Origin of the sequence: Microbacterium sp. 22215, from assembly GCF_052045655.1 — a bacterium.
Lineage (GTDB): Bacteria > Actinomycetota > Actinomycetes > Actinomycetales > Microbacteriaceae > Microbacterium > Microbacterium phyllosphaerae.
On sequence record NZ_JBQEPC010000002.1, the window covers coordinates 185662 to 209634 of the forward strand.

The 23973-nt window shown below is 67.1% G+C and carries 25 protein-coding genes; 5 read left to right on the forward strand and 20 right to left on the reverse strand.

Features of this window, described 5'->3' with window-relative positions:
- Window positions 1–33 precede the first annotated feature (33 nt).
- Together ACTJKH_RS04140 and glgB are read left to right on the forward strand one after the other, a co-directional pair.
- Window positions 34–2109 carry an alpha-1,4-glucan--maltose-1-phosphate maltosyltransferase gene (locus tag ACTJKH_RS04140; protein WP_440735866.1) on the forward strand — a complete coding sequence of 692 codons (2076 nt, stop codon included), beginning with the start codon at window positions 34–36 and terminating at the stop codon, window positions 2107–2109.
- Complete coding sequence (gene glgB / locus ACTJKH_RS04145; RefSeq protein ID WP_440735867.1) at window positions 2106–4310, forward strand: 1,4-alpha-glucan branching protein GlgB; 2205 nt, start codon at window positions 2106–2108, stop codon at window positions 4308–4310. Before ACTJKH_RS04140 ends, glgB begins: the two co-directional genes overlap by 4 nt.
- 19 nt (window positions 4311–4329) lie before the next feature.
- Here the strand turns inward: glgB and ACTJKH_RS04150 are convergent, their stop codons facing one another.
- The gene (locus tag ACTJKH_RS04150; protein WP_440735868.1) at window positions 4330–5280 is read right to left on the reverse strand and encodes a tetratricopeptide repeat protein; all 951 of its coding nucleotides are present in this window, start codon (window positions 5278–5280) and stop codon (window positions 4330–4332) included.
- Window positions 5277–7250 carry a glycosyl transferase gene (locus ACTJKH_RS04155; protein WP_440735869.1) on the reverse strand — a complete coding sequence of 658 codons (1974 nt, stop codon included), beginning with the start codon at window positions 7248–7250 and terminating at the stop codon, window positions 5277–5279. Before ACTJKH_RS04155 ends, ACTJKH_RS04150 begins: the two co-directional genes overlap by 4 nt.
- Window positions 7251–7429: 179 nt before the next feature.
- On the opposite strand from ACTJKH_RS04155, the gene ACTJKH_RS04160 reads away from it, so the two are divergent.
- Window positions 7430–8491 carry an AI-2E family transporter gene (locus ACTJKH_RS04160; RefSeq protein ID WP_440735870.1) on the forward strand — a complete coding sequence of 354 codons (1062 nt, stop codon included), beginning with the start codon at window positions 7430–7432 and terminating at the stop codon, window positions 8489–8491.
- Here ACTJKH_RS04160 and ACTJKH_RS04165 read toward each other — a convergent pair.
- The 9 genes from ACTJKH_RS04165 to rpsB all read right to left on the reverse strand — a co-directional run bounded on the left by ACTJKH_RS04165 (window position 8488) and on the right by rpsB (window position 15197).
- Complete coding sequence (locus tag ACTJKH_RS04165; RefSeq protein ID WP_440736145.1) at window positions 8488–9201, reverse strand: alpha/beta hydrolase; 714 nt, start codon at window positions 9199–9201, stop codon at window positions 8488–8490. The two genes, ACTJKH_RS04160 and ACTJKH_RS04165, sit on opposite strands and share 4 nt — an antisense overlap.
- Before the next feature lie 2 nt (window positions 9202–9203).
- Window positions 9204–9491, reverse strand: coding sequence for a hypothetical protein (locus tag ACTJKH_RS04170; RefSeq protein WP_440735871.1), 288 nt, complete (start codon window positions 9489–9491; stop codon window positions 9204–9206).
- A gap of 9 nt (window positions 9492–9500) precedes the next feature.
- Window positions 9501–10163 carry a transglycosylase SLT domain-containing protein gene (locus ACTJKH_RS04175; protein WP_440735872.1) on the reverse strand — a complete coding sequence of 221 codons (663 nt, stop codon included), beginning with the start codon at window positions 10161–10163 and terminating at the stop codon, window positions 9501–9503.
- Between the two features lie 65 nt (window positions 10164–10228).
- Entirely contained in the window at window positions 10229–10831 is a 603-nt protein-coding gene (locus tag ACTJKH_RS04180) for a DivIVA domain-containing protein (RefSeq protein ID WP_440735873.1), read from the reverse strand.
- A complete protein-coding gene (locus ACTJKH_RS04185) occupies window positions 10831–11970 on the reverse strand; it encodes a phosphatidate cytidylyltransferase (protein WP_440735874.1) in 1140 nt (379 codons plus the stop codon). Before ACTJKH_RS04185 ends, ACTJKH_RS04180 begins: the two co-directional genes overlap by 1 nt.
- Before the next feature lie 5 nt (window positions 11971–11975).
- Window positions 11976–12530 (reverse strand): ribosome recycling factor, encoded by a 555-nt coding sequence (frr, locus tag ACTJKH_RS04190; protein WP_056307900.1) that lies wholly within the window; start codon window positions 12528–12530, stop codon window positions 11976–11978.
- 66 nt (window positions 12531–12596) lie between these two features.
- Complete coding sequence (pyrH, locus tag ACTJKH_RS04195) at window positions 12597–13313, reverse strand: UMP kinase (protein WP_056307902.1); 717 nt, start codon at window positions 13311–13313, stop codon at window positions 12597–12599.
- A 91-nt stretch (window positions 13314–13404) separates the two neighbouring features.
- A complete protein-coding gene (tsf, locus tag ACTJKH_RS04200) occupies window positions 13405–14232 on the reverse strand; it encodes a translation elongation factor Ts (protein WP_056307904.1) in 828 nt (275 codons plus the stop codon).
- A gap of 44 nt (window positions 14233–14276) precedes the next feature.
- On the reverse strand, window positions 14277–15197 hold the full coding sequence (gene rpsB, locus ACTJKH_RS04205) for a 30S ribosomal protein S2 (protein WP_440735875.1): 921 nt from the start codon (window positions 15195–15197) through the stop codon (window positions 14277–14279).
- Between the two features lie 306 nt (window positions 15198–15503).
- On the opposite strand from rpsB, the gene ACTJKH_RS04210 reads away from it, so the two are divergent.
- Complete coding sequence (locus ACTJKH_RS04210; RefSeq protein ID WP_440735876.1) at window positions 15504–16040, forward strand: murein hydrolase activator EnvC family protein; 537 nt, start codon at window positions 15504–15506, stop codon at window positions 16038–16040.
- A gap of 21 nt (window positions 16041–16061) precedes the next feature.
- Here the strand turns inward: ACTJKH_RS04210 and ACTJKH_RS04215 are convergent, their stop codons facing one another.
- The 9 genes from ACTJKH_RS04215 to ACTJKH_RS04255 all read right to left on the reverse strand — a co-directional run bounded on the left by ACTJKH_RS04215 (window position 16062) and on the right by ACTJKH_RS04255 (window position 23067).
- Window positions 16062–16964 carry a tyrosine recombinase XerC gene (locus ACTJKH_RS04215; protein WP_440735877.1) on the reverse strand — a complete coding sequence of 301 codons (903 nt, stop codon included), beginning with the start codon at window positions 16962–16964 and terminating at the stop codon, window positions 16062–16064.
- A 35-nt stretch (window positions 16965–16999) separates the two neighbouring features.
- On the reverse strand, window positions 17000–18151 hold the full coding sequence (dprA, locus tag ACTJKH_RS04220; protein WP_440735878.1) for a DNA-processing protein DprA: 1152 nt from the start codon (window positions 18149–18151) through the stop codon (window positions 17000–17002).
- A gap of 26 nt (window positions 18152–18177) precedes the next feature.
- Window positions 18178–19707: a YifB family Mg chelatase-like AAA ATPase gene (locus ACTJKH_RS04225; protein WP_440735879.1), complete on the reverse strand. Its 1530-nt coding sequence runs from the start codon at window positions 19705–19707 to the stop codon at window positions 18178–18180.
- Window positions 19704–20066 carry a YraN family protein gene (locus ACTJKH_RS04230; RefSeq protein WP_259159186.1) on the reverse strand — a complete coding sequence of 121 codons (363 nt, stop codon included), beginning with the start codon at window positions 20064–20066 and terminating at the stop codon, window positions 19704–19706. The genes ACTJKH_RS04225 and ACTJKH_RS04230 overlap by 4 nt, the downstream gene beginning before the upstream one ends.
- A gap of 102 nt (window positions 20067–20168) precedes the next feature.
- Window positions 20169–20495, reverse strand: a complete 327-nt coding sequence (locus tag ACTJKH_RS04235) for a DUF2469 family protein (protein ID WP_056509743.1) — start codon at window positions 20493–20495, stop codon at window positions 20169–20171.
- Between the two features lie 47 nt (window positions 20496–20542).
- Window positions 20543–21202, reverse strand: coding sequence for a ribonuclease HII (locus ACTJKH_RS04240; protein ID WP_440735880.1), 660 nt, complete (start codon window positions 21200–21202; stop codon window positions 20543–20545).
- Entirely contained in the window at window positions 21199–21933 is a 735-nt protein-coding gene (gene lepB, locus ACTJKH_RS04245; protein WP_259159196.1) for a signal peptidase I, read from the reverse strand. The genes ACTJKH_RS04240 and lepB overlap by 4 nt, the downstream gene beginning before the upstream one ends.
- Window positions 21934–22051: 118 nt before the next feature.
- Window positions 22052–22399 carry a 50S ribosomal protein L19 gene (rplS, locus tag ACTJKH_RS04250; protein WP_042542128.1) on the reverse strand — a complete coding sequence of 116 codons (348 nt, stop codon included), beginning with the start codon at window positions 22397–22399 and terminating at the stop codon, window positions 22052–22054.
- A 179-nt stretch (window positions 22400–22578) separates the two neighbouring features.
- On the reverse strand, window positions 22579–23067 hold the full coding sequence (locus ACTJKH_RS04255) for an MFS transporter permease (RefSeq protein WP_440735881.1): 489 nt from the start codon (window positions 23065–23067) through the stop codon (window positions 22579–22581).
- A gap of 111 nt (window positions 23068–23178) precedes the next feature.
- On the opposite strand from ACTJKH_RS04255, the gene map reads away from it, so the two are divergent.
- Window positions 23179–23961, forward strand: coding sequence for a type I methionyl aminopeptidase (gene map, locus ACTJKH_RS04260; RefSeq protein ID WP_259159210.1), 783 nt, complete (start codon window positions 23179–23181; stop codon window positions 23959–23961).
- Window positions 23962–23973 lie beyond the last annotated feature (12 nt).

Here is a 23973-nt window from a genome sequence, read left to right on the forward strand (position 1 = left end):
CCCGCCGTGCGTCGGTAGCGGTACATTCGGTGGGTGGCCGCACGTACGAGCAGCACCCGTTCCAAGACTCTCCGGAGTCCCGCTCAGATCCCGCTGCGTCCGCTGGGCGCCGTGTCGGACGGTGAGACGCTCACAGCCACTCGCATTCCGCTGCTGAATGCGACGCCCGCCGTCCCCGGCGGGTTCGCCCCCAAGGCGTTCGTCGGCGAGATCGTGCCCTTCACGGTGGTCGCCTTCCGCGAAGGCCACGACATGATCGGTGTACAGCTGCGGTTGACCTCTCCCGACGGCGAGGAGTCGCTTCACCGCCTCTCCCCCCTGCTCGACGGGACCGATCGGTGGAGCACCGAGATCGCGATCGACGTGCAGGGGCGATGGACGTTCCGCTTCGAAGCGTTCTCCGACGATTTCGCGACCTGGGCGCACGCCGCCGAGCTGAAAGTGGCGGCCGGCGTGGATGTGCCGGTGATGGCCGCGCTCGGGGCCGAACTGCTCGCACGAGCCGCCTCGGAGAAGGACCGCCCTCTCGCGCAGCGCAAGCGCCTCACTGCTGACTCCGCCGCTCTTCTCGCCGGAGACGGCGCGACGACCATCGCTCTCTCGACCGATGCCGACCTCGCTCGAGTGTTCCTCGAGCGGCCGCTGACCTCCCTCCGCTCCGTGTCTGCAGCGCACACCCTGCTCGTGGAGCGCACCGCGGCGGGCGTCGGTGCCTGGTACGAGTTCTTCCCCCGCTCCGAGGGGGCGAAGCGACTGAAGGACGGCACGATCAAGAGCGGAACGTTCCGCACCGCGACGAAGCGCCTCCCCGCGGTCGCGGCGATGGGGTTCGACGTGATCTATCTGGTGCCCATCCACCCGATCGGCATCACGAACCGCAAGGGCCGCAACAACACGCTGACCACCGAGCCCGACGACCCCGGCTCCCCCTACGCGATCGGTGCCGCCGAGGGCGGACACGACGCGATCCACCCCGACCTCGGCAAGCCCGCCGACTTCCGCGCCTTCGTGCGGGCAGCACGGGCTGAGGGCCTGGAGGTGGCACTCGACCTCGCTCTGCAGGCATCGCCCGACCACCCCTGGGTCACCGAGCACCCCGAGTGGTTCACCACACTGCCTGACGGCACGATCGCGTATGCCGAGAACCCGCCGAAGAAGTACCAGGACATCTATCCGCTGAACTTCGACAACGACCCCGAGGGCATCTATCGGGAGATGCTGAGGGTCGTGCAGCACTGGGTGCACGAAGGCGTGAAGATCTTCCGTGTCGACAACCCGCACACCAAGCCGCTGCAGTTCTGGGAGTGGCTGATCGCCACGGTGAACGCCGAAGACCCCGACGTCATCTTCCTCGCCGAAGCCTTTACCCGACCGGCCGTCATGCGCGCGCTCGCCGCCGTGGGCTTCCAGCAGAGCTACAGCTACTTCACCTGGCGGAACACCAAGTCAGAGCTCGAGGAGTTCCTCAGCAGCGTGTCGCACGAGACGAGCGACTACATGCGGCCGAACCTCTTCGTCAACACGCACGACATCCTCACCGAGTACCTTCAGTTCGGTGGGCGTGCCGCCTACCGCATCCGCGCCTGCATAGCCGCGACGGCGGCACCCGTCTACGGCGTCTACGCCGGCTACGAGCTCTTCGAGAACGTGGCACGCCCGGGGTCGGAAGAGAACATCGACAACGAGAAGTACGAGTACAAGCTCCGCGACTGGGAGGGAGCCGAAGCCGCAGGCGACTCTCTGGCCCCGCTTCTGCGTCGTCTGAACGAGATACGTCGCACCCATCCGGCGCTCCGCCAGCTCCGCAACCTCGCGATCCACTGGAGCGACGACGACTCGGTGCTGGTCTACAGCAAGCATCTCGACGCCGACTTCACCGGCACCGGGGATGCGGACACGATCCTCGTCGTGGCGAACGTCGACCCGCATTCCGTGCGCGAGACCACGGTCCACCTCGACACGACGATCTGGGGCGTGCCTCTCGGCGAGCCTTTCGAGGTCGAGGATCTCCTCACCGGCGCCGTCTGGGCCTGGACCGATCACAACTACGTGCGCCTCGACGCCTTCGCCGAACCGGTGCACATCCTGAAGGTGAGGAAGCGAGCATGAGCTACGTGGAAGATGCGACGACGTCGTCCGAGTGGGCCGCGGTGGCCGCCGGAACCCATCACGATCCGCACGCTGTCCTGGGCGCGCACCCGTCCACCGACGCGGGTGACCGCACGGTCACGGTGATCCGAGCTCGGCGCCCCCTCGCCGCCTCGGTCGCGGCGGTGTTCGGAGACGGCTCGCGGTTGGCGCTGGAGCACGTCGCGCACGGTATCTGGGAAGCCCAGCACGTCGGCGCTCCTGTGCCGTATCGTCTCGCGACCGCGTACGGAGACGACGACGAGAACATCGTCGGCGACCCCTATCGGCACCTTCCCACCCTCGGCGACATCGATCTTCACCTGATCGCCGAGGGTCGTCACGAGCGTCTCTGGCAGGTGCTCGGCGCCCACCCGCGGACGGTGGAGGGCGACACCGGCGTGGCATTCGCGGTGTGGGCACCCAACGCGACCGCCGTGCGCGTCGTCGGCGACCACAACGGATGGAACGGCGAACCCCACGCGATGCGATCGATGGGCGTGAGCGGCATCTGGGAGCTCTTCATCCCCGACATCGCGATCGGCTCGACCTACAAGTTCGAGATCAGAACGCGCGACGGAGCATGGATCTTCAAGGCCGACCCGATGGCCCAGGCGGCGCAGGTCCCGCCCGAGACGGCATCGGTGGTCACGCAGTCGACCTACGCCTGGTCGGACGGCGCATGGATGACCCGCCGAGCAGCGACGCACGCGGTCGCACAGCCACTGTCGATCTACGAGGTTCATCTCGGGTCGTGGCGCGGCGGTCTGAGCTACCGGGACGCTGCCGAGCCTCTCATCGCTCACGTCACCGAGGCCGGGTTCACCCACGTCGAGTTCATGCCCCTCGCCGAGCATCCCTTCGGAGGCTCGTGGGGCTATCAGGTGAGCGGCTACTACGCGGCGACCAGCCGATTCGGCAGCCCGGACGACCTGCGCTATCTGATCGACCGCCTGCACCAGGCCGGTATCGGCGTCATCATGGACTGGGTCCCCGGGCATTTCCCGAAGGATGCGTTCGCGCTCGCTCGGTTCGACGGGCAGCCGCTGTACGAGCACCCGGACCCCCGGCGAGGCGAACACCAGGACTGGGGCACGCTCATCTTCGACTACGGGCGTCCGGAGGTACGGGGCTTCCTCGTGGCGAACGCCCTCTTCTGGCTCAGCGAGTTCCATGTCGATGGGCTCCGGGTAGATGCGGTGGCGTCGATGCTGTACCTCGACTATTCGCGGAACGACGGCGAGTGGGAGCCCAACATCCACGGCGGACGCGAGAACCTCGAAGCGATCCGGTTCCTGCAGGAGGTCAACGCGACCGCCTACCGCGTACACCCCGGTGTGCTCATGATCGCGGAGGAGTCGACCAGCTTCCCCGGTGTCACCGCGCCGACCGATCATGCGGGACTCGGCTTCGGGTTCAAATGGAACATGGGCTGGATGAACGACTCTCTCCAGTACATCGAGCGTGACCCCATGTACCGGTCCCATCACGAGGGCGAGATGACCTTCTCCTTCGTCTACGCGTTCGGCGAGAACTACCTCCTTCCGATCAGCCACGACGAGGTCGTGCACGGCAAGGGAAGCCTGCTCACGAAGATGCCGGGTGATCACTGGCACAAGCTCGCGAACGTCCGCGCCTACCTCGCGTACATGTGGGGCCATCCGGGCAAGAAACTGCTCTTCATGGGCCAGGAGTTCGGCCAGATCGCCGAGTGGTCCGAATCCCGCGAACTGGACTGGTGGCTGCTCGAGCAGCCGTCCCACGCGCAGCTGCAGGGCTTCGTCGGTCAGCTCAACCACACCTATCGTGCGCAGGCACCGCTCTGGGAACGCGACAACGACGCGTCATGCTTCTCGCGCCTCGGCGCTCCGACCTGGGATCCGAACGTGATCGCCTTCGAACGTCGCGACGCCCACGGTGGGCGGCTCGTCGTCATCAGCAACTTCGCCGGCGTCGAGCGAAGCGGCTACCGTCTCGATCTGCCCAGCTCAGGGGTCTGGGAAGAGGTCCTCAACACGGACGCGTCGGAGTACGGTGGGCGCGGATCAGGGAACCTCGGGGTGGTCGTGGCTCCCCGCGACGACCGTGGCGTCGCCACGGCGACCATGACGATCCCCGCTCTGTCGACGATCTGGCTCCGTCACCAGAGCGACCCTCACGTCCCGACGGTCAGCCACGGCTGACCGTCGCCGCGGGCCGAGGTCAGAACAGCAGGGACGAGAGCCTGTTGCGCGCGGAGATCACCCGCGGGTCGGCCGCGCCGATCAGACCGAACAGCTCGACCAGCCGTTCGCGGACCGGAGTGCGCTGGTCTGAGGGCAGCTGAGCGAATAGGTCGAGGAGGCGTCCGAAGGCATCGTCCACGTGTCCGCCGGCGAGGTCCAGGTCGGCGACATCGAACTGCGCCTTCACGTCGAGCGGGCCCGCCGCGGCAGCCGCACGGGCATCCTGCAGATCGAGCTTCTGCACACGGTCGAGCAGACGCACCTGGCCGAGGCCGGCGATCGCATCCTCATCCCGGGGGTTCTCTGCGAGTGCCTTCTCGTAGGCGACGATCGCCGCGGCGTAATCGCCGAGCTCGATGGCCGCGAACGCCTCGGCGTGGAGCGGGGGCAGCGGCGGCTCTTCGGGGGTCTCGTCCCCACCTGCGGGAGCCTCGCCGATGTCGAGCGACCCGGTGACACCGTTCTGAGCGGCGAGCTGGAGCAGCTGCGCGAAGACCTCTCGAACCTGCTGCTCGGGGACCGCTCCGGTGAACATGGGAACGGGCTGCCCGGCGATGAGAGCGACGACCATCGGGATCGACTGCGCACGGAAGCCCTGAGCGAGCTGCGGGTTGGCATCGACGTCGACTTTGGCGAGCAGCACTTTGCCGCCGAGCTCACGCGTCACCTTCTCGATGATCGGGCTCAGCTGCTTGCACGGTCCGCACCACTCGGCCCACAGGTCGACCACCACGGGAACCGTGCGAGAGAGTTCGAGGATCTGACCGAAGGACTCGTCTGTCGCATCGACGACGACATCCGTCACGCCGCCCCCGGCGGCTGGTGCAGCGCCCCCGGAGCCCGTGGCCGGCGGCGGGGCTGCGGGACGGTTTCGCAGGCTGGAGAGGTCGACGGCTCCACGGAGCGCGGCGGGAGAGATATCGGTCACTTGATCACCTCGACGGAGAGAAGATCCTGGCGCACGGCCAGGAGCCGGATCTGCTCCGTGGAGCCCTGTGCGGGGACGGAGAAGAACAACTGGAATTCGTACTTGGTCGTCACGCCCTTCGCGGACTCCGTCACCCCGGTGAGAGCCTTCGCCTGCGCGTTGTCACCGAAGCGGATGACCGCATCGGCCGACGTCGGGGTCACGGTCTCGGTGTCGATGAGAGACAGGGCGACGATCGCACCGCTGTCGAGCGTGGTCAACGAGACGGGTGCCACGTCGGCCGGGGCGATGTCGAACGCCGTCTTGGACGTCTTGGCCGCGCCGTTGTCCGCCAGGTTCTTCACCACCGCCTGACGGCTGTCACGAATGGACGTCGCGAGGTTCTGCGACAGCTCATCGAAGAGGCCGTAGGACTCGCTCTTCTCCCCCGCGTCGACGACATCCGAGAACTTCTCCGCGAGCTCCCCCGGCGGGATGCTCAGGAAGGCGGAATCGTCGGGGACGAGCGAGGTCCCGAGCCATGCGGCAGCCACATCCGGGAAGACGGCATCCGCAGACATCTCGGCCATGTTGGTGACCTTGTAGTTCGACCACGGGTCCTGCTGCGTCATGGTGAGGATCACGGGCGGAACCGTGTCGTCGCCCTTGCTCTTCGAGAGCAGGAGCACTGTCCGCGGCCAGCGGTCGCTGGCTTCAGGGAGCACGACCTCGATGTCATCGGTCGGAATGGCCGCCGGCGGAGTCGTGTCCGGAAGAGCGGTGCGCAGCGTGTACTCGGTCGTGCGAGCCGTCAGCGCCGGGCCGTCGAGGCGTGTTCCCGCCAGATCGATGTCCATCGCGGCATCCGCCTCGGAGAGCGTGGACGACACCTCGTCGAGGATGCGCTTCGCCTGAGACTCGGTCACAGCCGGCGGCTTCTGGTTGTCGGGAGCGATGACGGTCGCGCTCGGCGAGGGAGTCGGGCTGCTCTCTCCGAACTGGGGCCAGGAATCAGCCGAGCAACCGCTCGCGAGCAGTGCGGTCAACGCGATCGCCGGGATGGCGATCAGGCGGCGTCTGCGGGTCGGTGTCGCCGCGCGCAGCTCCGACGTGCGCTCGCCCGTCGTCTTCTCCGATTCCGCAGGAGTCTGGGTGTCCCCGTCGGAGGTCTTCGTGTCATCGGTGCCGTCGGAGACCGCCGCGTCGTCCGATCCGGGCGCGGAAGACTCCTCGATCGCCGCGCGTTCGGCCGGGGGCAGCTGCGCGACGTCGATCGGCTCGGTCGCGGGCAACGGTCCTGGCCCCTTGCGCCGGGGTCCGCGACCGCGACGCTGATGGCGGATGGCCAGCACGTAGAGGATCAGACCGACGAGCAGGACAGCGGCACCCGCTGCCATGAGTGGACCAGCGAGTGGGGTGGAGTTGTCGATCGGCCAGGACACGACGATGTCGTCGGGTGCGTCCTGAGTGCCGTCCTCAGCGATCAGCACGCTCACGCCCTCGGGAAGCTGCATGTCAGCGATCAGCGCATCGGTGTCGGTGAAGGAGTTCAGCCAGAGATCGGACCCTGCGGGATTGCGCCCGGGGATCGCCTCGGCGGCGGCATCGTCCGTGGGAGTCTCGGTGGGAGCCGGTGTCGCCGTGGCGTCGCCCTCGTCGTCCGACGCGCCCGCGTCGACGAGTTCGACGTCGAGATCGCCGCTCTTGCCGACGGTGACGAGGTTGTAGGTCGCGTCGGCGAGCCACGCCTCCATGTCCGCCGTGCGGCCGTACGCCGCGAAGATGTCGCCATCGCCCTTCACCAGCAGCGTCTGCGCACCCGGGTGCTCCCTCAGGACGTCGCCGTCCACGAGCACATAGGGGGCGGGTTCTTCCACGGAAACCGAGACCTTCTGGGTCGCCGGACCCTGGAAGATGGTTCGCTGGGCGATGCCCGCAGCGATCAGTCCCGCAGCCAGCACGAAGGCCACGACGGCCCATACGAAACGCACGAATAGTCTCCTCACACGGCCCGGACACGCGTCCGAGCCGGAACACTCGACATTTCAGACTAGCGAAATCACCTGTGCGTTGCCCACGAGCAGGTTGCTCGGCATCACGCGGCACGTCGTGAGGTCGAGCCACCGGACGCTCGATAACCTTGCAGCATCCGCCTTTTCGAGGAGCTCAGATGAAGATCCACAACCCGTTCCGCACCGCCCTCGTGGCGACGCTCGGCGTCGGGTTGGGGATCCTGCTGATCGGAAGTCTCGAGAACCTGTCGACCGTCCTTCTCTACGTCGGCACCGCGCTCTTCCTGAGTCTGGGCCTGGACCCCCTGGTCACCTTCCTCGAGCGCAAGAGACTCCCCCGCTGGCTCGCGGTCCTGATCACGATCCTCGCCGTCCTCGGCATCTTCGCCGGGATCATCCTGATCGTGATCCCCGTGCTGGTCGACCAGATCTCCCAGCTGATCGCGCAGATCACCGCGATCGTTCAGCGAGGCACGTTCCTTCCCGACCTCAGGGAGTGGATGGTCGAGACCTTCCCCAATCTCAAGGTCGACGACGTCTTCGCGTACGTGACCACCTGGCTCGAGACGAACCTCACGCAGATCGGCGGCTCGATCGGTCAGAGCGTCCTCGCAGCCAGCGGCGCGGTGGTCAGCGGCCTGTTCGGAGCATTCATCGTCCTCATCCTGACCATCTATCTCACGGCCTCGACCCCTTCCCTGAAGCGTGCCGTCTATCAGCTCGCTCCCGCGTCGAAGCGCGAACGGTTCATCGACCTCGCCGAGCAGATCACCGACTCCGTCGGGTACTACGTCATGGGCCAGGTCACGCAGGGCGTCATCAACGGTGTCCTGAGCATGATCTTCCTGACGATCATCGATGCTCCGTTCCCCGCGGTACTGGCCGTCGTGGCGTTCTTCTTCTCGCTGATCCCCCTCGTCGGCACCTTGACCGGATCGACGATCATCGTGCTGGTCTGCCTGATACCGGGACTGGGTTCGCCTGCGACAGCGATCGCCGCAGCCATCTACTACTTGATCTACATGCAGATCGAGGCCTACGTGATCTCACCGAGGATCATGAGCCGTGCCGTCTCGGTGCCCGGAGCGGTCGTCGTGGTGGCGGCGCTGGCCGGCGGCAGCCTGCTCGGCCTCCTCGGCGCTCTCATCGCCATCCCTGTGGCGGCGAGCATCCTGATCCTCTACCGCCAGGTGCTCATCCCGCGGATGAACGAGCTCTAGGCGACCGGCCATTCGGTCGGCAGCGGCAGCGCGCCCGGATTGACCGCGGCGACGATCTCCGTGAGCACGCGTCGAGTCTGACTCTCGCCCACCCACAGGTGCTTCCCGCCCTCGACCGCGATCAGATTCGCATGAGGGATCGTCGAGAACCGCTCTCGTGCTTCATCCGGGCGCAGGTAGTCGTCGAGTTCCGGTACCAGGATGACCACCTCGACGTCGGCTCCGGCCCATGCCGCCACCTCTTGGTCGGTGGCCCGATGCAGGGGTGGAGAGAGCAGGATGATGCCTTCGACGTCATGCTCCCGCCCGTATTTCAGCGCGAGCTCCGTGCCGAAGGACCATCCGAGAAGCCAGGGGCGGGGAAGACCACGCTCACGCACGAATTCCATCGCCGCCGCGACGTCGAACTGCTCCGCCGCTCCCCCGTCGAATGCGCCGTCGCTCGTCCCGCGAGGCGAGGTCGTTCCCCGCGTGTTGAACCGCAGGACGGCGAGGTCCGCCAGAGCCGGCAGACGTGCGGCCGCCTTGCGGATGATGTGCGAGTCCATGAACCCGCCCGCGGTCGGCAACGGATGCAGCGTGACGAGCGTGGCGACCGGTGGCGCCGATTCAGGCAGCGCAAGCTCCCCGACGAGCGTCAGCTCGTCCGCCGTCTCCAACACGATGTCCTCGCGCCGTGCGGGAAGTTCGATCGGGCCACGGATCTCGATGCTCACGCAATCCTCCAACAGTGTGTGTGCCAGTGCCGTCGGGCTGCGAGGTCTGCCGCATCCCCGAGCACGCCGTCGGCGCGCCAGACCACGAGATGGGCCGTGCCCGTCGTGACATTGCGTCCGCAACCCGGACAGATGTAGTCCTTCTGCGCCTGGACAGCCGAGATCGGCTGGACCGTCCACTCGATACCGCGCCGTGATTCCGTACGCTTCCACGAGGCCAGGAGCCGATCGAGCGAATCCTCGGTCTCAGGGCGCGTCGGACGGCGCTTGCGGGAGCGGGCCATGAAGCCTGCTCACCACCAGTGGTTGTTCGACCAGAATGCCTGCGCGCCGGCCCAGCTGCCGTAACGACCCGTCGCGTATCCCGTCGCCCAGCGCAGGTTGTCGACGGGGTCGTAGCCGTTGCCGGGGACCTTGCTGCAGGGCAGTGCCTGCACGAGTCCGCAGGCACCCGACGAGGAGTTCGTCGCGTTCGGGTTCCATCCGCTCTCGCGCGAGACGATGTAATCGACGTAGCCCCAGTCGGACTCCGCGATCCCTGCGGCCGCCATCCACTGGGCAGGGGCCCCACCGCCCGTGTAGAAGAGCGGGCCACCGCCGGAGCTCGACGACTTCGACGAGTCGGACGATGCCGTCTTGGGAGTGGGCTTCGGAGTCGGCTTCGGCGTGACGTAGACAGAGAACGTTCCGCGCTGGACCGGCGCGATCGCCGCGCCCTCGACGGTCACCGTCAGATTCTGCGTTTCACCGAGAGCAACGGAGTACGCGGATTCCGGAGCGTCCTCGACCGGCGGGTCGGCAAGCGCGACGCCGGTGGGAGCCACCATCGCGGCGGCGAAACCGACCACCGCGAGTGCGCTGAAGAACCCCACGACGCCACGGCGACGGCTGCCCTTGCGCGGCGAAAGAGCCGCCGACGAAGGCGCAGGGGTGACGTCGTTTCGATGAGGAGTCATGTCGTTTCGGGAGTTCACGATGCAAGGAGTCTACCCGGTGAGGCCTGTGACGGCCACGGGAACGCTCAGCGAACCGCCAGGATCACGTCGACGGTCGCATCGAGGAGGGCATCGACCTGCTCTTCGCGATAGCCCCCACGTTGCATCCGGAACGCCGCCGAACGAAGCTGCTCGGCGGTCAGTGGCTCTCCGTCTCGGAGGTAGCGGGCGATGCGAGTGCTCACGTGATCGACCTCATCGATGCGATACCCGAACGAGAGGATGCCGGTGCGTGCGAATCGCTGACGCTTCGGACGAGCCAGGTGATCGAGGATGACCTGAGCATCGTCACGCGCCTGTTCCACCCATGCTCCGGCGCCCTCGGCCCGCACAGCCCGTTCCCGAGCGCGCGCAGCGAATGCGTCCTCCACGCGGCCGAGCGCGGCGTCGACCTCCGACACCACGTACCCGTTCTTCACGAGAGGGAAGGACGCGACCCGGACTTCCGCAGCGCTGAGGTCGTCCGAATCTCCCTCGAACGCCGCGCGTGCAGCGGCGAGGAAGGTGTCCACCGCCGCGCGGTGGTAGCCGCGGACGCGACCGCTCGTCAACGAGAACGCGGGCGGCGCCTGCTCGGCCTCGTCCGGAGTCTGGACGTCGTCCGAGACCTGCACATCATCCGACACCATCACAGCACCGCCCAGGAGGAGAAGAGGAAGTAGAGGCACAGAGCCGGGATCGTCGACGGCAGGATGCTGTCGAGCCGATCGAGCAATCCGCCATGGCCGGGGAGCCAGGAACTCATGTCCTTGATCCCGAGGTCGCGCTTGAGCATCGACTCGCCGAGGTCGCCGAGCGTGGCGGAGAGCAGGATCGCGACACCGAAGATGACACCGATCCACCACGGCACATGCAGGAGGAAGATCGCGAGGAGCACTCCGGCCGCGATCGAACCCACCACAGCTCCCCCGAAACCTTCCCAGGTCTTCTTCGGGCTGATCTTGGGGGCCATGGGATGCCGCCCGAACGAGAGGCCGGCGGCGTACGCGCCGGTGTCGGCGACGACCGCGATGGCGATGAAGCTCAGGACCCACCACTGACCGCCCTCCTGCTTGAGCAGGATCAGCGCGACAGCCGCGAGGAAGGGCACATAGATCTGGACGAAACCACCGATGACCGCGTCCGTGAGCACATCGCCGTAGGTCCTGCCGTCCTTGGCGACCATCTGAGCGACGAGTCTCCACACGATCACGAATGCGACGGCGAGGAAGAGCACGACCCACACGAGCCAGAGGTCGAGGAAGAACGCGGAGAGCACCAGCATCGTCGCTGCGATGAACTGCGGCACCACGTCGATCCGACGACCGGAGGCGCGCAGGGCGAGCGACAGCTCGTACACGCCGAGAAGCGCCGCAGCAAGTGCGAACGGCACGAACAGCACCTTGATGAACAGCAGAGACGCGAGCAGCGCCGCTCCGAACGCGAGACCGATCAGGGTTGCGAGGATCAGATCTCGGCCCGTGCGCTCCTTGATGCGTTCATTGGCCTGGTCGAGCTGCCCTCGAGCATGCGAGACGTGGTTGCCCAGCTCGTCGCGGGCGGCGCGCCACTGCTCCCGGATCGCGTTGTGATCAGCGGTGTCCAGAGGAGATGCCGCGAGCACGGGCACCTCTGCAGGAAGCGGAGGTCGTGGCGGGATGCTCGTGGTGTCGAATGCCGGGAAGGCGCCGTCGACCAGGGGTATCCCGCCGGTCGAGGTCGACGAGTCGCGCGCCTCACGGCGCGTCTGCGGCTTGTCGGTACCGTCACCGGTGGGTTCGTCGGACATGCCGCCTACACCTCGAGGAGTTCAGCCTCTTTGCGCTTGAGTGCGTCGTCGATGAGGTCGACGTGCTGGCGCGTGAGGGCGTCGAGTTCCTTCTCTCCCCTGGCGATCTCGTCTTCACCGAGTTCGCTCTTCAGGGCGTCGAGCTCGTCCTTGCCTTTACGGCGGATCCCACGGACATGGACCTTGGCGTCCTCGGCCTTGGTCTTGACGAGCTTGACGTACTCCTTGCGGCGCTCGGCCGTCAGCTCGGGCATCGTGACCCGCACGAGGTTGCCGTCATTGGTGGGGTTCGCTCCGAGGTTCGGCATGTCGCGAATGGCCTGTTCGATGCCCTTCAGCGCCGACTTGTCGTACGGCGTGATGATGAGCGTGCGTGCTTCCTGGTTCGCCAGCGAAGCGAGCTGGGCGAGCGGAGTCGGCGTTCCGTAATAGTCGACCAGAACCTTCTGGAAGAGCTGCGGGTTGGCGCGGCCGGTGCGCACCGTGGAGAAGTCCTCCTTGGCAGCCTCGACGGCTCGTGCCATGCGGGAGGTGGTTTCAGCGAGGACATCCGCGATCACGGTGACTCCTATCGTCGGGGTGTTCTGAAATTCTATCGGGCCGGGCTCTCGAGCACCGGCAGGCGCTCAGGCCGTGACGAGAGTTCCGATGTGCTCGCCGAGGAGAGCACGCGTGACGTTGCCCGCCGGCTCCATGCCGAAGACGCGCATGTCCATGTTGTTGTCCATGCACAGGCTGAACGCGGTCGAGTCGACGACCTTGAGACCGCGCTGCAGGGCGTCGCGATACGTGACGCGCTCGATGCGCTCGGCATCCGCGTGCTTGTTCGGGTCGGCGGTGTAGATCGCATCGACGCCGTTCTTGGCGACGAGGACCTCCTCCGCTCCGATCTCGAGCGCCCGCTGCGCGGCGACCGTGTCGGTCGAGAAGTACGGCAGGCCGGCGCCGGCACCGAAGATGACCACGCGGCCCTTCTCCATGTGACGCTCCGCACGCAGGGGGATGTAGGGCTCGGCGACCTGGGTCATGGAGATGGCGGACTGCACGCGCGTCGGTGCGCCCGCCTGCTCGAGGAAGTCCTGAAGGGCGAGAGCGTTCATCACAGTTCCGAGCATGCCCATGTAGTCGGCGCGGCCACGATCCATACCGCGCTGGCTGAGTTCGGCTCCGCGGAAGAAGTTCCCTCCGCCGACGACGATGGCGATCTCGACGCGGTCGACCGCTGCGGCGATGTCACGCGCGATCTGGCTCACGACGTCGGGGTTGACTCCGAGCTGGCCGGCGCCGAACGCCTCACCGGAGAGCTTGAGAAGAACGCGGCGGCGTCCTGTGCGGTCGGTCATGGGGGTGATCCTCTCGTCCCGATTCAAGATAGTGCCTTCTGGGCATGAAGAAGGGGTCCGGATCGCGTTGATCCGAACCCCTTCGACGATGTTACGCGCCGACCTTGAAGCGCGCGAAGTCCGTCACGGTGATACCGGCGTCCTTCGCCACCTGGGCGACAGAGAGCTTGTTGTCCTTCGCGTAGTCCTGCTCGAGCAGGGCGACCTGCTTGATGAACGCGGAGACACGGCCCTCGACGATCTTGGGCAGAGCCGCTTCCGGCTTGCCCTCGTTGCGGGAGATCTCGGTGACGATCTCGCGCTCCTTCTCCACGGCGTCGGACGGAACGTCCTCGCGGGAGAGGTACGACGGGTTCGCGAACGAGATGTGCTGCGCGATGCTGCGAGCGGTCTCGGCGTCGTCACCCGAGTAGGCGACGACGACGCCGATCTGCGGCGGCAGGTCCTTGCTCGTGCGGTGCAGGTAGACCTCGACCTTGTCGCCCGAGACCGTGCGCACGCGACGCAGTTCGACCTTCTCGCCGATGATCGCAGCCTCTTCCGAGATGACCTGCTCGACGCTCTTGTCGCCCGCCTGCGCGGCGAGACCGGACTCGACCGAGTCGGCCTTGACCGCTGCGACAGCGTCGGCGACCTTGTCGGCCAGCGCGATGAAGCGCTCGTTCTTCGCGACGAAGTCCGTCTCGCAGGCGAGCTCGATCAGCGTCACTGCGCCATCCTGCTCGCGAGCGACGATGAGGCCCTCGCTGGTGGAACGGTCAGCACGCTTCGCGTTGCCCTTGGCACCCTTCAGGCGCAGGATCTCGGTGGCCTTCTCGACGTCTCCGTCAGCCTCCTCGAGCGCCTTCTTGGTGTCGACCATTCCCGTGCCGAGCTGCTCACGCAGCGCCTTGAGGTCGGCGATGGTGAAGTTGGCCATGTGTGGTGGCTCCTTGCTTCGTGATGTGTGTGGTGGTCGCGGAATTACTTGGCGTCTGCCTCAGCGGGGGCCTCTGCGGCCTCTGCTGCGGGAGCCTCGGTGGCCTCGGCGTCTGCGGCCGGAGCCTCGACGGCTGCGTCCTCAGTAGCTGCATCCTCGGCCGGAGCCTCGGTGGCAGCGTCTGCGGCCGGAGCCTCGGCAGCGGCGTCCGCGGGCGTCTCGAGGAGTTCCTTCTCCCAGTCGGCCAGCGGCTCGGCGTCGCCCGTCTCGGGGTTGTGCTTCTGCTGGAGGCCCTCCGCTGCGGCGTCCGCGATGATGCGGGTGAGCAGCGAGACCGAGCGGATCGCGTCGTCGTTACCGGGGATCGGGTACTGGAAGTCGTCCGGGTCGGCGTTCGTGTCGAGGATTCCGATCACGGGGATGCCGAGCTTCTTGGCCTCGTCGATGGCGAGGTGCTCACGCTTGGCGTCGACGACCCAGATGGCGGACGGCGTCTTGGTGAGGTTGCGGATACCACCGAGCGACTTGTGCAGCTTGTCGAGCTCGCGCTTCTTGAGAAGCAGCTCCTTCTTCGTGAAGCCGCTGTTCGCGGGGGTCTCGTAGTCGAGCTCCTCGAGCTCCTTCATGCGTGCGAGACGCTTGGAGATCGTCTGGAAGTTGGTGAGGAGTCCACCGAGCCAGCGCTGGTTGACGAAGGGCTGACCCACGCGGGTCGCCTGCTCGGCGAGGATCTCCTGCGCCTGCTTCTTCGTGCCGACGAAGAGGATCGTGCCGCCGTGAGCGACGGTCTCCTTGACGAAGTCGTAGGCCTTGTCGATGTAGCCGAGCGACTGCTGGAGGTCGATGATGTGGATGCCGCTGCGCTCGGTGAGGATGAAGCGCTTGACCTTCGGGTTCCACCGACGGGTCTGGTGTCCGAAGTGCACGCCGCTGTCGAGCAGCTGGCGGATGGTGACCACAGCCATGGTCGTCTCCTGGTTCCGGCGCGATTCTGCGCCATTGAGGTTGTCGAGTCGATCGGACGATCGAACTCCCTGGTGCCCGGCGCACACCCACCTGTTCGGTAACAGGACCTGTGGGAGTGGATGCCACGACTGAAGTCGCTCTGGGCACGCGTAGTCACCCCGAGATCGAGGTGCTCCTTCAGCATACAGGATGCTGCGGCGTCACTCGCCCTGCACTGAGCAGTCGGTCTGTGGATTCCGCACATCCACTGCAATGGTCGGAGCCGGACCGAGCGCAGCGGGGTTGCCACCGCCGATCATGATCCGATGCACGCGCGTCCTCTCCCCTTCCTCGCACTTCTGCTGCTCTGCGCACTGCCGATCGGCCCCGAGATCCGGGCGGATGCGTCGGCCCCCGCCGCCGCACCTGCGCACACAACGATCGCGGCGACGTGGGTATGGCCGATCGACGGCGCGCGTTCCGTCGCCAATCCGTTTCGCGCGCCCGCTCACGAGTACGGATCAGGGCACCGGGGCATCGATATCGTGACGAGCCAGGGTCGGGCCGTTCGCGCGCCGGCTGACGGCATCGTCGCGTTCCGGGGAACCGTCGTCGACCGACCGCTGCTCACGATCGAGCACGCCGGAGGATACGTGTCGACTTTCGAGCCGTTGACCTCGGACCTCTCCCCCGGAGATGTCGTGCCCGCGGGAGAGACGATCGGCACCGTGGCCTCCGGCGGGCACGCGGAGTCAGGCACCCTGCACCTCGGCGTGCGTCTCGGCGGGGAGTACATCAACCCGATGACGCTGTTCGGAGAAGTGCCCCGTGCAGTGCTCCTCCCCTGCTGCGATCCGTTATGACGCTCGGTCACTGCGGGCGTGTCACGCCCGCGGATGCGCCAGCCGGTATGTCGCAGTCAGCCGCTCAGCCGAGACATGAGTGTAGATCTGTGTCGTGCCGAGACTCGCGTGCCCCAGGATCTCCTGCACCGCCCGCAGGTCGGCTCCACCGTCGAGGAGGTGGGTCGCCGCCGTGTGCCTGAGGGCGTGCGGACCGACGGTGTCGGCACCGACGAACGGCGCGAGCACGCGTGCGACGAGGGAGTACACGGCCCGGGGACCGATCCTCCCTCCCCGGGCGCCGAGGAGAAGCGCGGGAGACGGACGAGACCCACGCGCCATGTGCACGGGCCGACCTCGGGTGAGGTATGCGCCGACGGCATCGCGCGCCGGCACCCCGAACGGGACCACACGCTCTTTCGATCCCTTGCCGAGCACACGGACTGTTCCGCGGGCGAGATCGAGATCATCGACATCGAGTCCGCAGAGCTCGGAGACGCGGATGCCGGCCCCGTAGAGCAACTCGAGGACGGCATGGTCTCGCAGTGCGTCAGGCTCCCCCGTCGCCGCGGCAGATCGCTGTGCATCGAGGAGCGCCGTCATCGCGTCCTGAGAGGCGATCGTCGGCAGCGTACGCCCGCGCTTGGGCGCGACGAGGCGCAGGCTCGGATCGTGCGCGATGATCTCCTCTTCCTGAGCCCAGCTGAAGAACGAACGCGCCGCCGCAGCGCGCCTCGCGAGGGTCGAGCGCGCATCACCGCGCTGCGTCGCCCGCCAGAGCCAATCGCGTAGCGTCTCGAGCGACACCTCTTCCACACCGAGCTCCCCGACTGTCTGCGCCAGATCGCGCAGGTCGGATCGATAGGCTCGAACCGTCGCCGGCGACAGCCTCCGCACCTTCTCGAGGTGATCGGTGAAGGCCTGTGCCGCGGCCGCGAACTCCATGGAGCAAGCTTGCAGGAGCAGGCTCCGGCTTCGCGTCAGCCGCGCCGCCCGACTTCGCCTGACCGTTGCCAGCCGCCCTCGACGCGCCTGACCATGCCGTCCAGCTCGAGAACCCCGAGCATCGCGCTCACCTTGTCGGGCGCGAGCCCCGAACGGCGACAGATCTCACGCACCGGCAGCGCCGAGCGGCCGGTGATCGCATCGAGGAGGCGCACCTGATCGGGGTCGGATCGCATCGCCACCTCAGGAGCATCCGTCCGGCCTCCCCAGAGCTCCCGGATCTCCGCAGGGGTCGTCACGCACCGCGCGTCGTACTCACGCAGAAGTCGATGACATCCGGCGGATGCCGCTGACGTGACCGGCCCCGGGACCGCGCCGAGAGGGCGGCCCAGCGCTGCCGCGTGACCGGCGGTGTTCAGCGAACCGCTGCGCCACCCTGCCTCGACGACCACGGTCGCATGACTCACCGCCGCGATGAGCCTGTTCCGTGACAGGAAACGCCACTTGGTGGGCGCCGTGCCGCAGGGCACCTCACTCACCACTGCGCCCGTGTCGACGATACGACGCAGGAGCTGCTGATGCCCCTGCGGGTAGGCGCGATCCACCCCGCCGGCCAGGAACGCGACCGTCCTGCCCTCGACGCCGAGTGCTGCTCGGTGAGCCGCTCCGTCGATGCCGTATGCACCGCCCGACACGACGACCGCACCGCCCGCCGCCAGCTCACCCGCGAAATCCCCGGCGAGCATCTCGCCGTAGCCGCTGGCCGCACGTGCGCCCACAATGGCGACCCGCGGCTCCGCGCAGAGGATCTCCGGATCGCCTCGCACCCACAGCACGGTCGGCGCATGCACGCCGAGGTCGTCGAGCGTGACCGGCCACATCGGGTCGCCCGGGAGGATGAGACGCGCATCGACATCCCCCGCACCGCTCATCGCATCCGCGACCGCCCGCGGATCTGCACGGGGCTTCCACCGCGCCTGTCCCTCCAGGAGTGTTCTCCCCGTAGTCCCGGGCCGAATCCGGCTTCCCGCTCCCACTGCGAGGTCCAGCGCGTCCCGCGCTCCCATCTCCGCGATCAGTGCCCCGGCGACGCCGTCACCCGGCTCGGCGAGAACCGACCAGGCGACCCGCGCGAGCGCCTCTTCGGGATCACCGTGAGCTCGGACCCGCTCGAGCGCGATTCTCACCTCGGGATCTTCCACAAGCGATTCGATCATGACCTGTATCCCCTCTTCAGAAACAGCGCGCGACCGACCTCGTCGCGCCCGGGCCGGTCAGCCCCTCCCAGATCCGCCATGGTCCAGGCCAGCCTCAGCACCCGGTCGTAGCCGCGAAGCGTGAGCGCACCGCGTTCGAGGGCACGGTCGAGGGGCGCTCGCGCGTCCGCGGCCACCCGCAGGTCGGGCTGGCGCAGTCGCGCGCCCGGGACCTCGGCGTTCCGCCGCCATGGCGTGCCTTGCCAGCGGGCGCACGCGCGCTCTCGCGCCTCGACCACGCGAGCGCGGGCGCGCTCACTCGTCATCGCGGAACGATCCGCACTCACCGCACGTGCTGCGGAGACTCGAGCGACGTGCAGTTCGATGTCGACCCTGTCGCGCAGCGGGCCGGAGAGCCTCGTCGCGTACCGACGGATCGCGATCGACGGGCACACGCACTCCGAGCCCCGCGCTCCGTAGTTGCCGCACGGGCACGGATTCATCGCCATGATGAGCTGGAACCGGGCGGGGAACAGAGCGGTGAGGCCGGAGCGGATGACCTCGATCGATCCCGATTCGAGCGGCTGCCGCAGGGCGTCCAGCGCGACGCGTGAGAACTCCGCGGCCTCGTCGAGAAACAGCACACCGCGGTGAGCTCGTGAGATGGCTCCGGGACGAACCACCCGTGATCCCCCACCGACGAGCGCCGCGACCGACGCACTGTGGTGCGGCGATTCGAGCGGCGGCGTCGAATCGAGGCGTCGCACCGCCTCACCGGCGAGGGAACGAATCGACGCGACCTCCAGCGCCTCATCCTCGGTGAGGCGCGGCAGAATGCCGGGCAGACGCCGCGCGAGCATCGTCTTGCCGGCTCCCGGCGGACCGCTGAGAAGAAGATGGTGGCCACCGGCCGCCGCCACGATCAATGCCTCGACCGCGTCCTCCTGGCCCGCCACATCGGCGAGGTCCAGCTCGTCGCTCGGCTCAGACATCGGACCGGTCAGCATGACAGGGTCTGACTCCATCACTTCGACGTCAGCACCGTGCCAGACAGCCACCTGAGAGAGCGTCGCGGCCGGGCGCACCTCGATGTCGGGGACGAGCCGGGCCTCGGCTTCGTTGCCCGAGGGAACGATCACGGTCTCGAATCCCGCGCGTGCAGCCGCGAACACGGCCGGCAGGACTCCGGGAACGGGACGGAGCCTTCCGTCGAGGCCCAATTCGCCGAGGTGCACGGTGCGCGCGACAGAGCGCTGCGAGAGTGCGCCTCCGGCGGCCAGCGACGCCACGGCGATGCTCAGATCGAATCCGGAGCCCTGCTTGGGGAGGCTCGCCGGTGAGAGGTTGACAGTGAGACGGCGACGCGGGAGATCGAGCGAACTGTTCTTGCAGGCGTTGTGCACCCGCTGAACGGCTTCCGCGAGCGACTTGTCGGGCAACCCGATGATCTTGAAGTCGGGAGTCTGGTTCGACAGGTCGGCCTCGACCTCGACCATGTGCCCGTCGACGCCGGTCAGCGCCACCGCCCACGTGCGCGCCGTCGTCACGACAGACCCACCAGATGCTCGAGCGTGCCCTTCGCCGGGTCCGGACCGATGATCCCGACCGCATCGATCCGGATCGTCATCCCGCGCATGAGCTGAGGGTGATCGGCGGCCCATGCATGGGCCAGCTGCCACAAGCGGCGCAGTTTACGCGTATCCACCGCTTCGAACGGGTGCCCGTACGACTCGCTCCGTCGGGTCTTCACCTCGATCACCGCGATGTGCGATCCGTGAGCCGCGACGATGTCGATCTCACCCTGAGCACACCGCCAGTTGCGGTCGAGAACTGCATACCCGAGGTTCGTCAGGTACCGAACCGCCTGCTCTTCACCGGCTCTGCCGAGATCGTCTTTTGCTGCCATGTCGACAGCCTGTCGACCGGGTGCGACCGTCGGCGTCGTGAATCCTCCGCACCCCCGACGGGCGGGGACAATCCGTCAGAACCACCGGGTGTGCAGGAGCGGTCACTCTCCGTCGAGCGACAGCTCCTGTGGCAGCTCGAACTCGCGGCGCTGGAGCTCTTCGACGTTGACGTCCTTGAAGGTGAGCACGCGCACGGCCTTCACGAAGCGGTCGGCGCGGTAGATATCCCACACCCACACGTCGGTCATCGAGATCTCGAAGTAGAAGTCGTGCTCGGTGTCGCGACGCACGACATTGACCTCGTTGGCCAGGTAGAACCGTCGTTCCGTCTCGACCACGTACTGGAACTGAGCGACGACGTCGCGGTACTCGCGGAACAACGCGAGCTCGAGCTCGCGGTCGTAGTCGTCGAAGGCTTCCTCATCCATGATGACTCCATCCTAGAGTCGGCGACACGTCAATGCCGCACGGAGCGTCAGAACAGGGTCGGGGCGTCGGCGATCGCCCAGGAGGAACGATGATGCGGCGAGAGACCGAGTGCCCGGATCGCATCCCGGTGCTCGAGGCTCGCATAGCCCTTGTTCCTGTCCCACTGATAGGCCGGATGCCCCACGTGGAGTTCCGCCATGTACGTGTCGCGCGCGACCTTCGCGATCACCGAGGCCGCCGAGACCGACGCACAGTCCCTGTCGGCCTTGATCACCGGACGAACACGAAGCGGCACCGGGTGCACGGCCGAGACGTAGTCGTGGTTGCCGTCCAGGAGCACGAGCGCATTGTCGATCGCGACGCCCTGGTCGACGATGGCCTGCACCGCACGGGACGCGGCGAGCCCCAGGGCACGCATGATCCCGACTTCGTCGACCTCGGTCGAGGTCGCCCACCCGACGGCGGACGCCGGCACCCAGGCGGCCGCTCTCGCAGCGACCTCAGGGCGTCTTCGCTCCGTCACCAGCTTCGAGTCTCTGAGGCCGTCAGGCACGCGGCGGCGCGCTCCGGCGGCATCCATCGCGGCGGCTCCGACAGCCACGGGACCGGCCAGCGCACCGCGGCCGACCTCATCGAGGGAGATGAGGAGATCGCACTCTTTCAAGAGCTGACGCTCGAGGCTGAGCTTGGGGGCGACGACGGTCATTCCGAGTCCGGAACCCCGTTGAAGCTGTCGTGATGACCGTCGATGGTGCCGATGCGATCCAGCGGCCATGTGGTGAGGAACGCCTTGCCGACCAGATTCTCGAGCGGTACGAACCCTCCGCTGGGAAGGTCCTGATGCGCCCGCGAGTCACGCGAACGATCACGATTGTCGCCGAGCAGCCAGAGCGAATCCTCGGGTACCACGACGTCGAACGGCTCGTTCGACGCCGCCGTGTCGCCGTCGGGGAGGTTGAGGTAGCTGAGTTCGTCGATCGGTGCCCCGTTGATGGTGATCTGACCGAGCGCGTTGCAGCAGACGACATGATCGCCGGGAAGTCCGATCACACGCTTCACGAGGTGATCCTGCGAGTCCGTCGCAGAGATGCCGACGACATTGAGAACCCAGTCGAACGCCTGGATGAGCGGCGGCTGCGCAGGTGTCTGCGGCTGCGGGTCGAGCCAACCGCCCGGATCCTTGAAGACGACGACATCACCCCGCTCGTATCCCGTCCACCGCGGCGTGAGTTCGTCGACGAGGATGCGGTCCTTGACGATGAGCGTGCGCTCCATCGACGCCGAGGGGATGTAGAACGAACGCACCACGAACGTCTTGACCACGAAGGAGACGAGCGCAGCGATGACGATGATCACGAGGACGTCCCGCAGGAATACGACGAGCCCGCGACGCCGCTTGGTCGGGGGCGTGGACGCAGGCGCGGAATCGGTGGTCATCAAGGTTCCTTCACAGTCTCGCACCGTTCTGAGACGGCACCATCTAGGGTCGCACACGCCGGGGAAAACACAGCACCCCGAGACATCGTGTCCCGGGGTGCTGTGGAGAACCTGCGCGTCAGTTGTCGCGCTTCTCCTTGATCTTCGCCTTCTTGCCCCGCAGCTGGCGGAGGTAGTACAGCTTCGCGCGACGCACGTCACCGCGGGTGACGACCTCGATGTGGTCGATCACCGGGGAGTGAACCGGGAAGGTACGCTCGACGCCCACCTGGAAGCTGATCTTGCGAACGGTGAAGGTCTCGCGCACGCCGTCGCCCTGGCGGCCGATGACGACGCCCTTGAAGACCTGGATACGCGAGCGGGTGCCCTCGGTGATGTTCACGTGTACGTTGACCGTGTCACCGGGGTTGAAGACGGGAACGTCGGAACGCAGCGAAGCTGCGTCGACGGCGTCGAGGATCTGCATGATCGTCTCTCTCTGCACTCGCCTCAGGTCGGATGCATGATGCTGGAAGGAACAAGAATGGGTGTGTGCTGAACGGCGCCGAAGCATCCGCGGGTTCCCCTGAGGCAGAACCGGTCACGGCACAAACACCCATTCTGCCACGGATGCCGCACATGGCCAAAACGTCGGGCGTGCCGACATCACTCCCTGGCGTCGTGCTCCCGGATGACGATGACCTCGTGTGCGCGGGTCGGGGGCGCAGGCTCGTCGACGCCGGGGACGGTCGACCACGCGATGGTCTCGCGGAAGCGCGCACCGCTCCCCTTCGCCTCGCTCCACAGCTGCCAGAGCTGCAGCCAGACCAGTCCTATCCCGACGATGATCGCGGCGGTGAGGAGCCATCCGAACGCGCCGTCGATGAAGCATCCGACGGCGATCGTCAGACCGTGCCACAGGGTGAACCCGCCGACGTCCCACCAGGACACGGCTCGATCGGCACGCACGGACGGACGAGACCGCGTGAGGAGCGTGAGCAGGAGCTGCCCCACGAACACCGAAGGTATGGCGATGAACAGAACCCAGAGAATCGCCCAGCCGCCCTGGAACACTCCCCAGCCGACAAGAAGCCAGAGCGGCAGCAGGAAGGCAGCCGGAACAAGCCACCGGAAGAACGCCTGACGCAACCACATGTCACAGATCGTACGACGCGGCGTCGGTCGTTGTCGTGGTGTTCGCTGTGAGCGCGCGGACATCCGCAGGCTCGCTCATCGGCGAGAATGGAAGCGACGAGAGGACACCCGATGATCGAACTGCGCACCCCTGCCGAGATCGACGAGATGCGCGCCGCCGGTCGCTTCGTGGCCGAGACCCTGGCGACGCTGCGCGACGAGACGAAGGTCGGCACAAACCTGCTGTCGATCGACCGCCGCGCGCACGAGATGATCCGGAAGGCCGGAGCCGAGTCCTGCTACATCGACTACCACCCCTCGTTCGGCGCCAGTCCCTTCGGCAAGGTGATCTGCACGTCGATCAATGACGCTGTACTGCACGGCCTCCCCCACGACTACACGCTCCGCGACGGAGATCTGGTCTCCCTCGACTTCGCCGTGTCGGTGGACGGCTGGGTCGCCGACTCCGCCGTCTCGTTCGTCGTCGGAACACCGCGCGACGAAGACCTCCGCATCATCGAGACGACCGAGCGAGCGCTCGACGCGGCCATCGCGGCCGCCGTCGTCGGCAACCGGATCGGCGACATCTCCGCGGCCATCGCGGCAGTGTCGCACGGCGAGGGATACTCGATCAACACCGACTTCGGCGGCCACGGTGTCGGCCGCATCATGCATGGCGACCCCCACGTCCCCAACGACGGACGAGCCGGTCGTGGCTTCCCACTGCGCGAGGGTCTCGTCTTCGCGCTCGAGCCGTGGCTGCTCGAGACCACCGACGAGCTCGTCACGGACCCTGACGGCTGGACGCTGCGCAGTGTCGACGGATCGAGGGGCGCACACTCCGAGCACACGGTCGCTGTGACAGCCGATGGACCCATCATCCTCACCGATCGGACGTTCCTCGGAGTCGACTGAGCCGTCGACTCG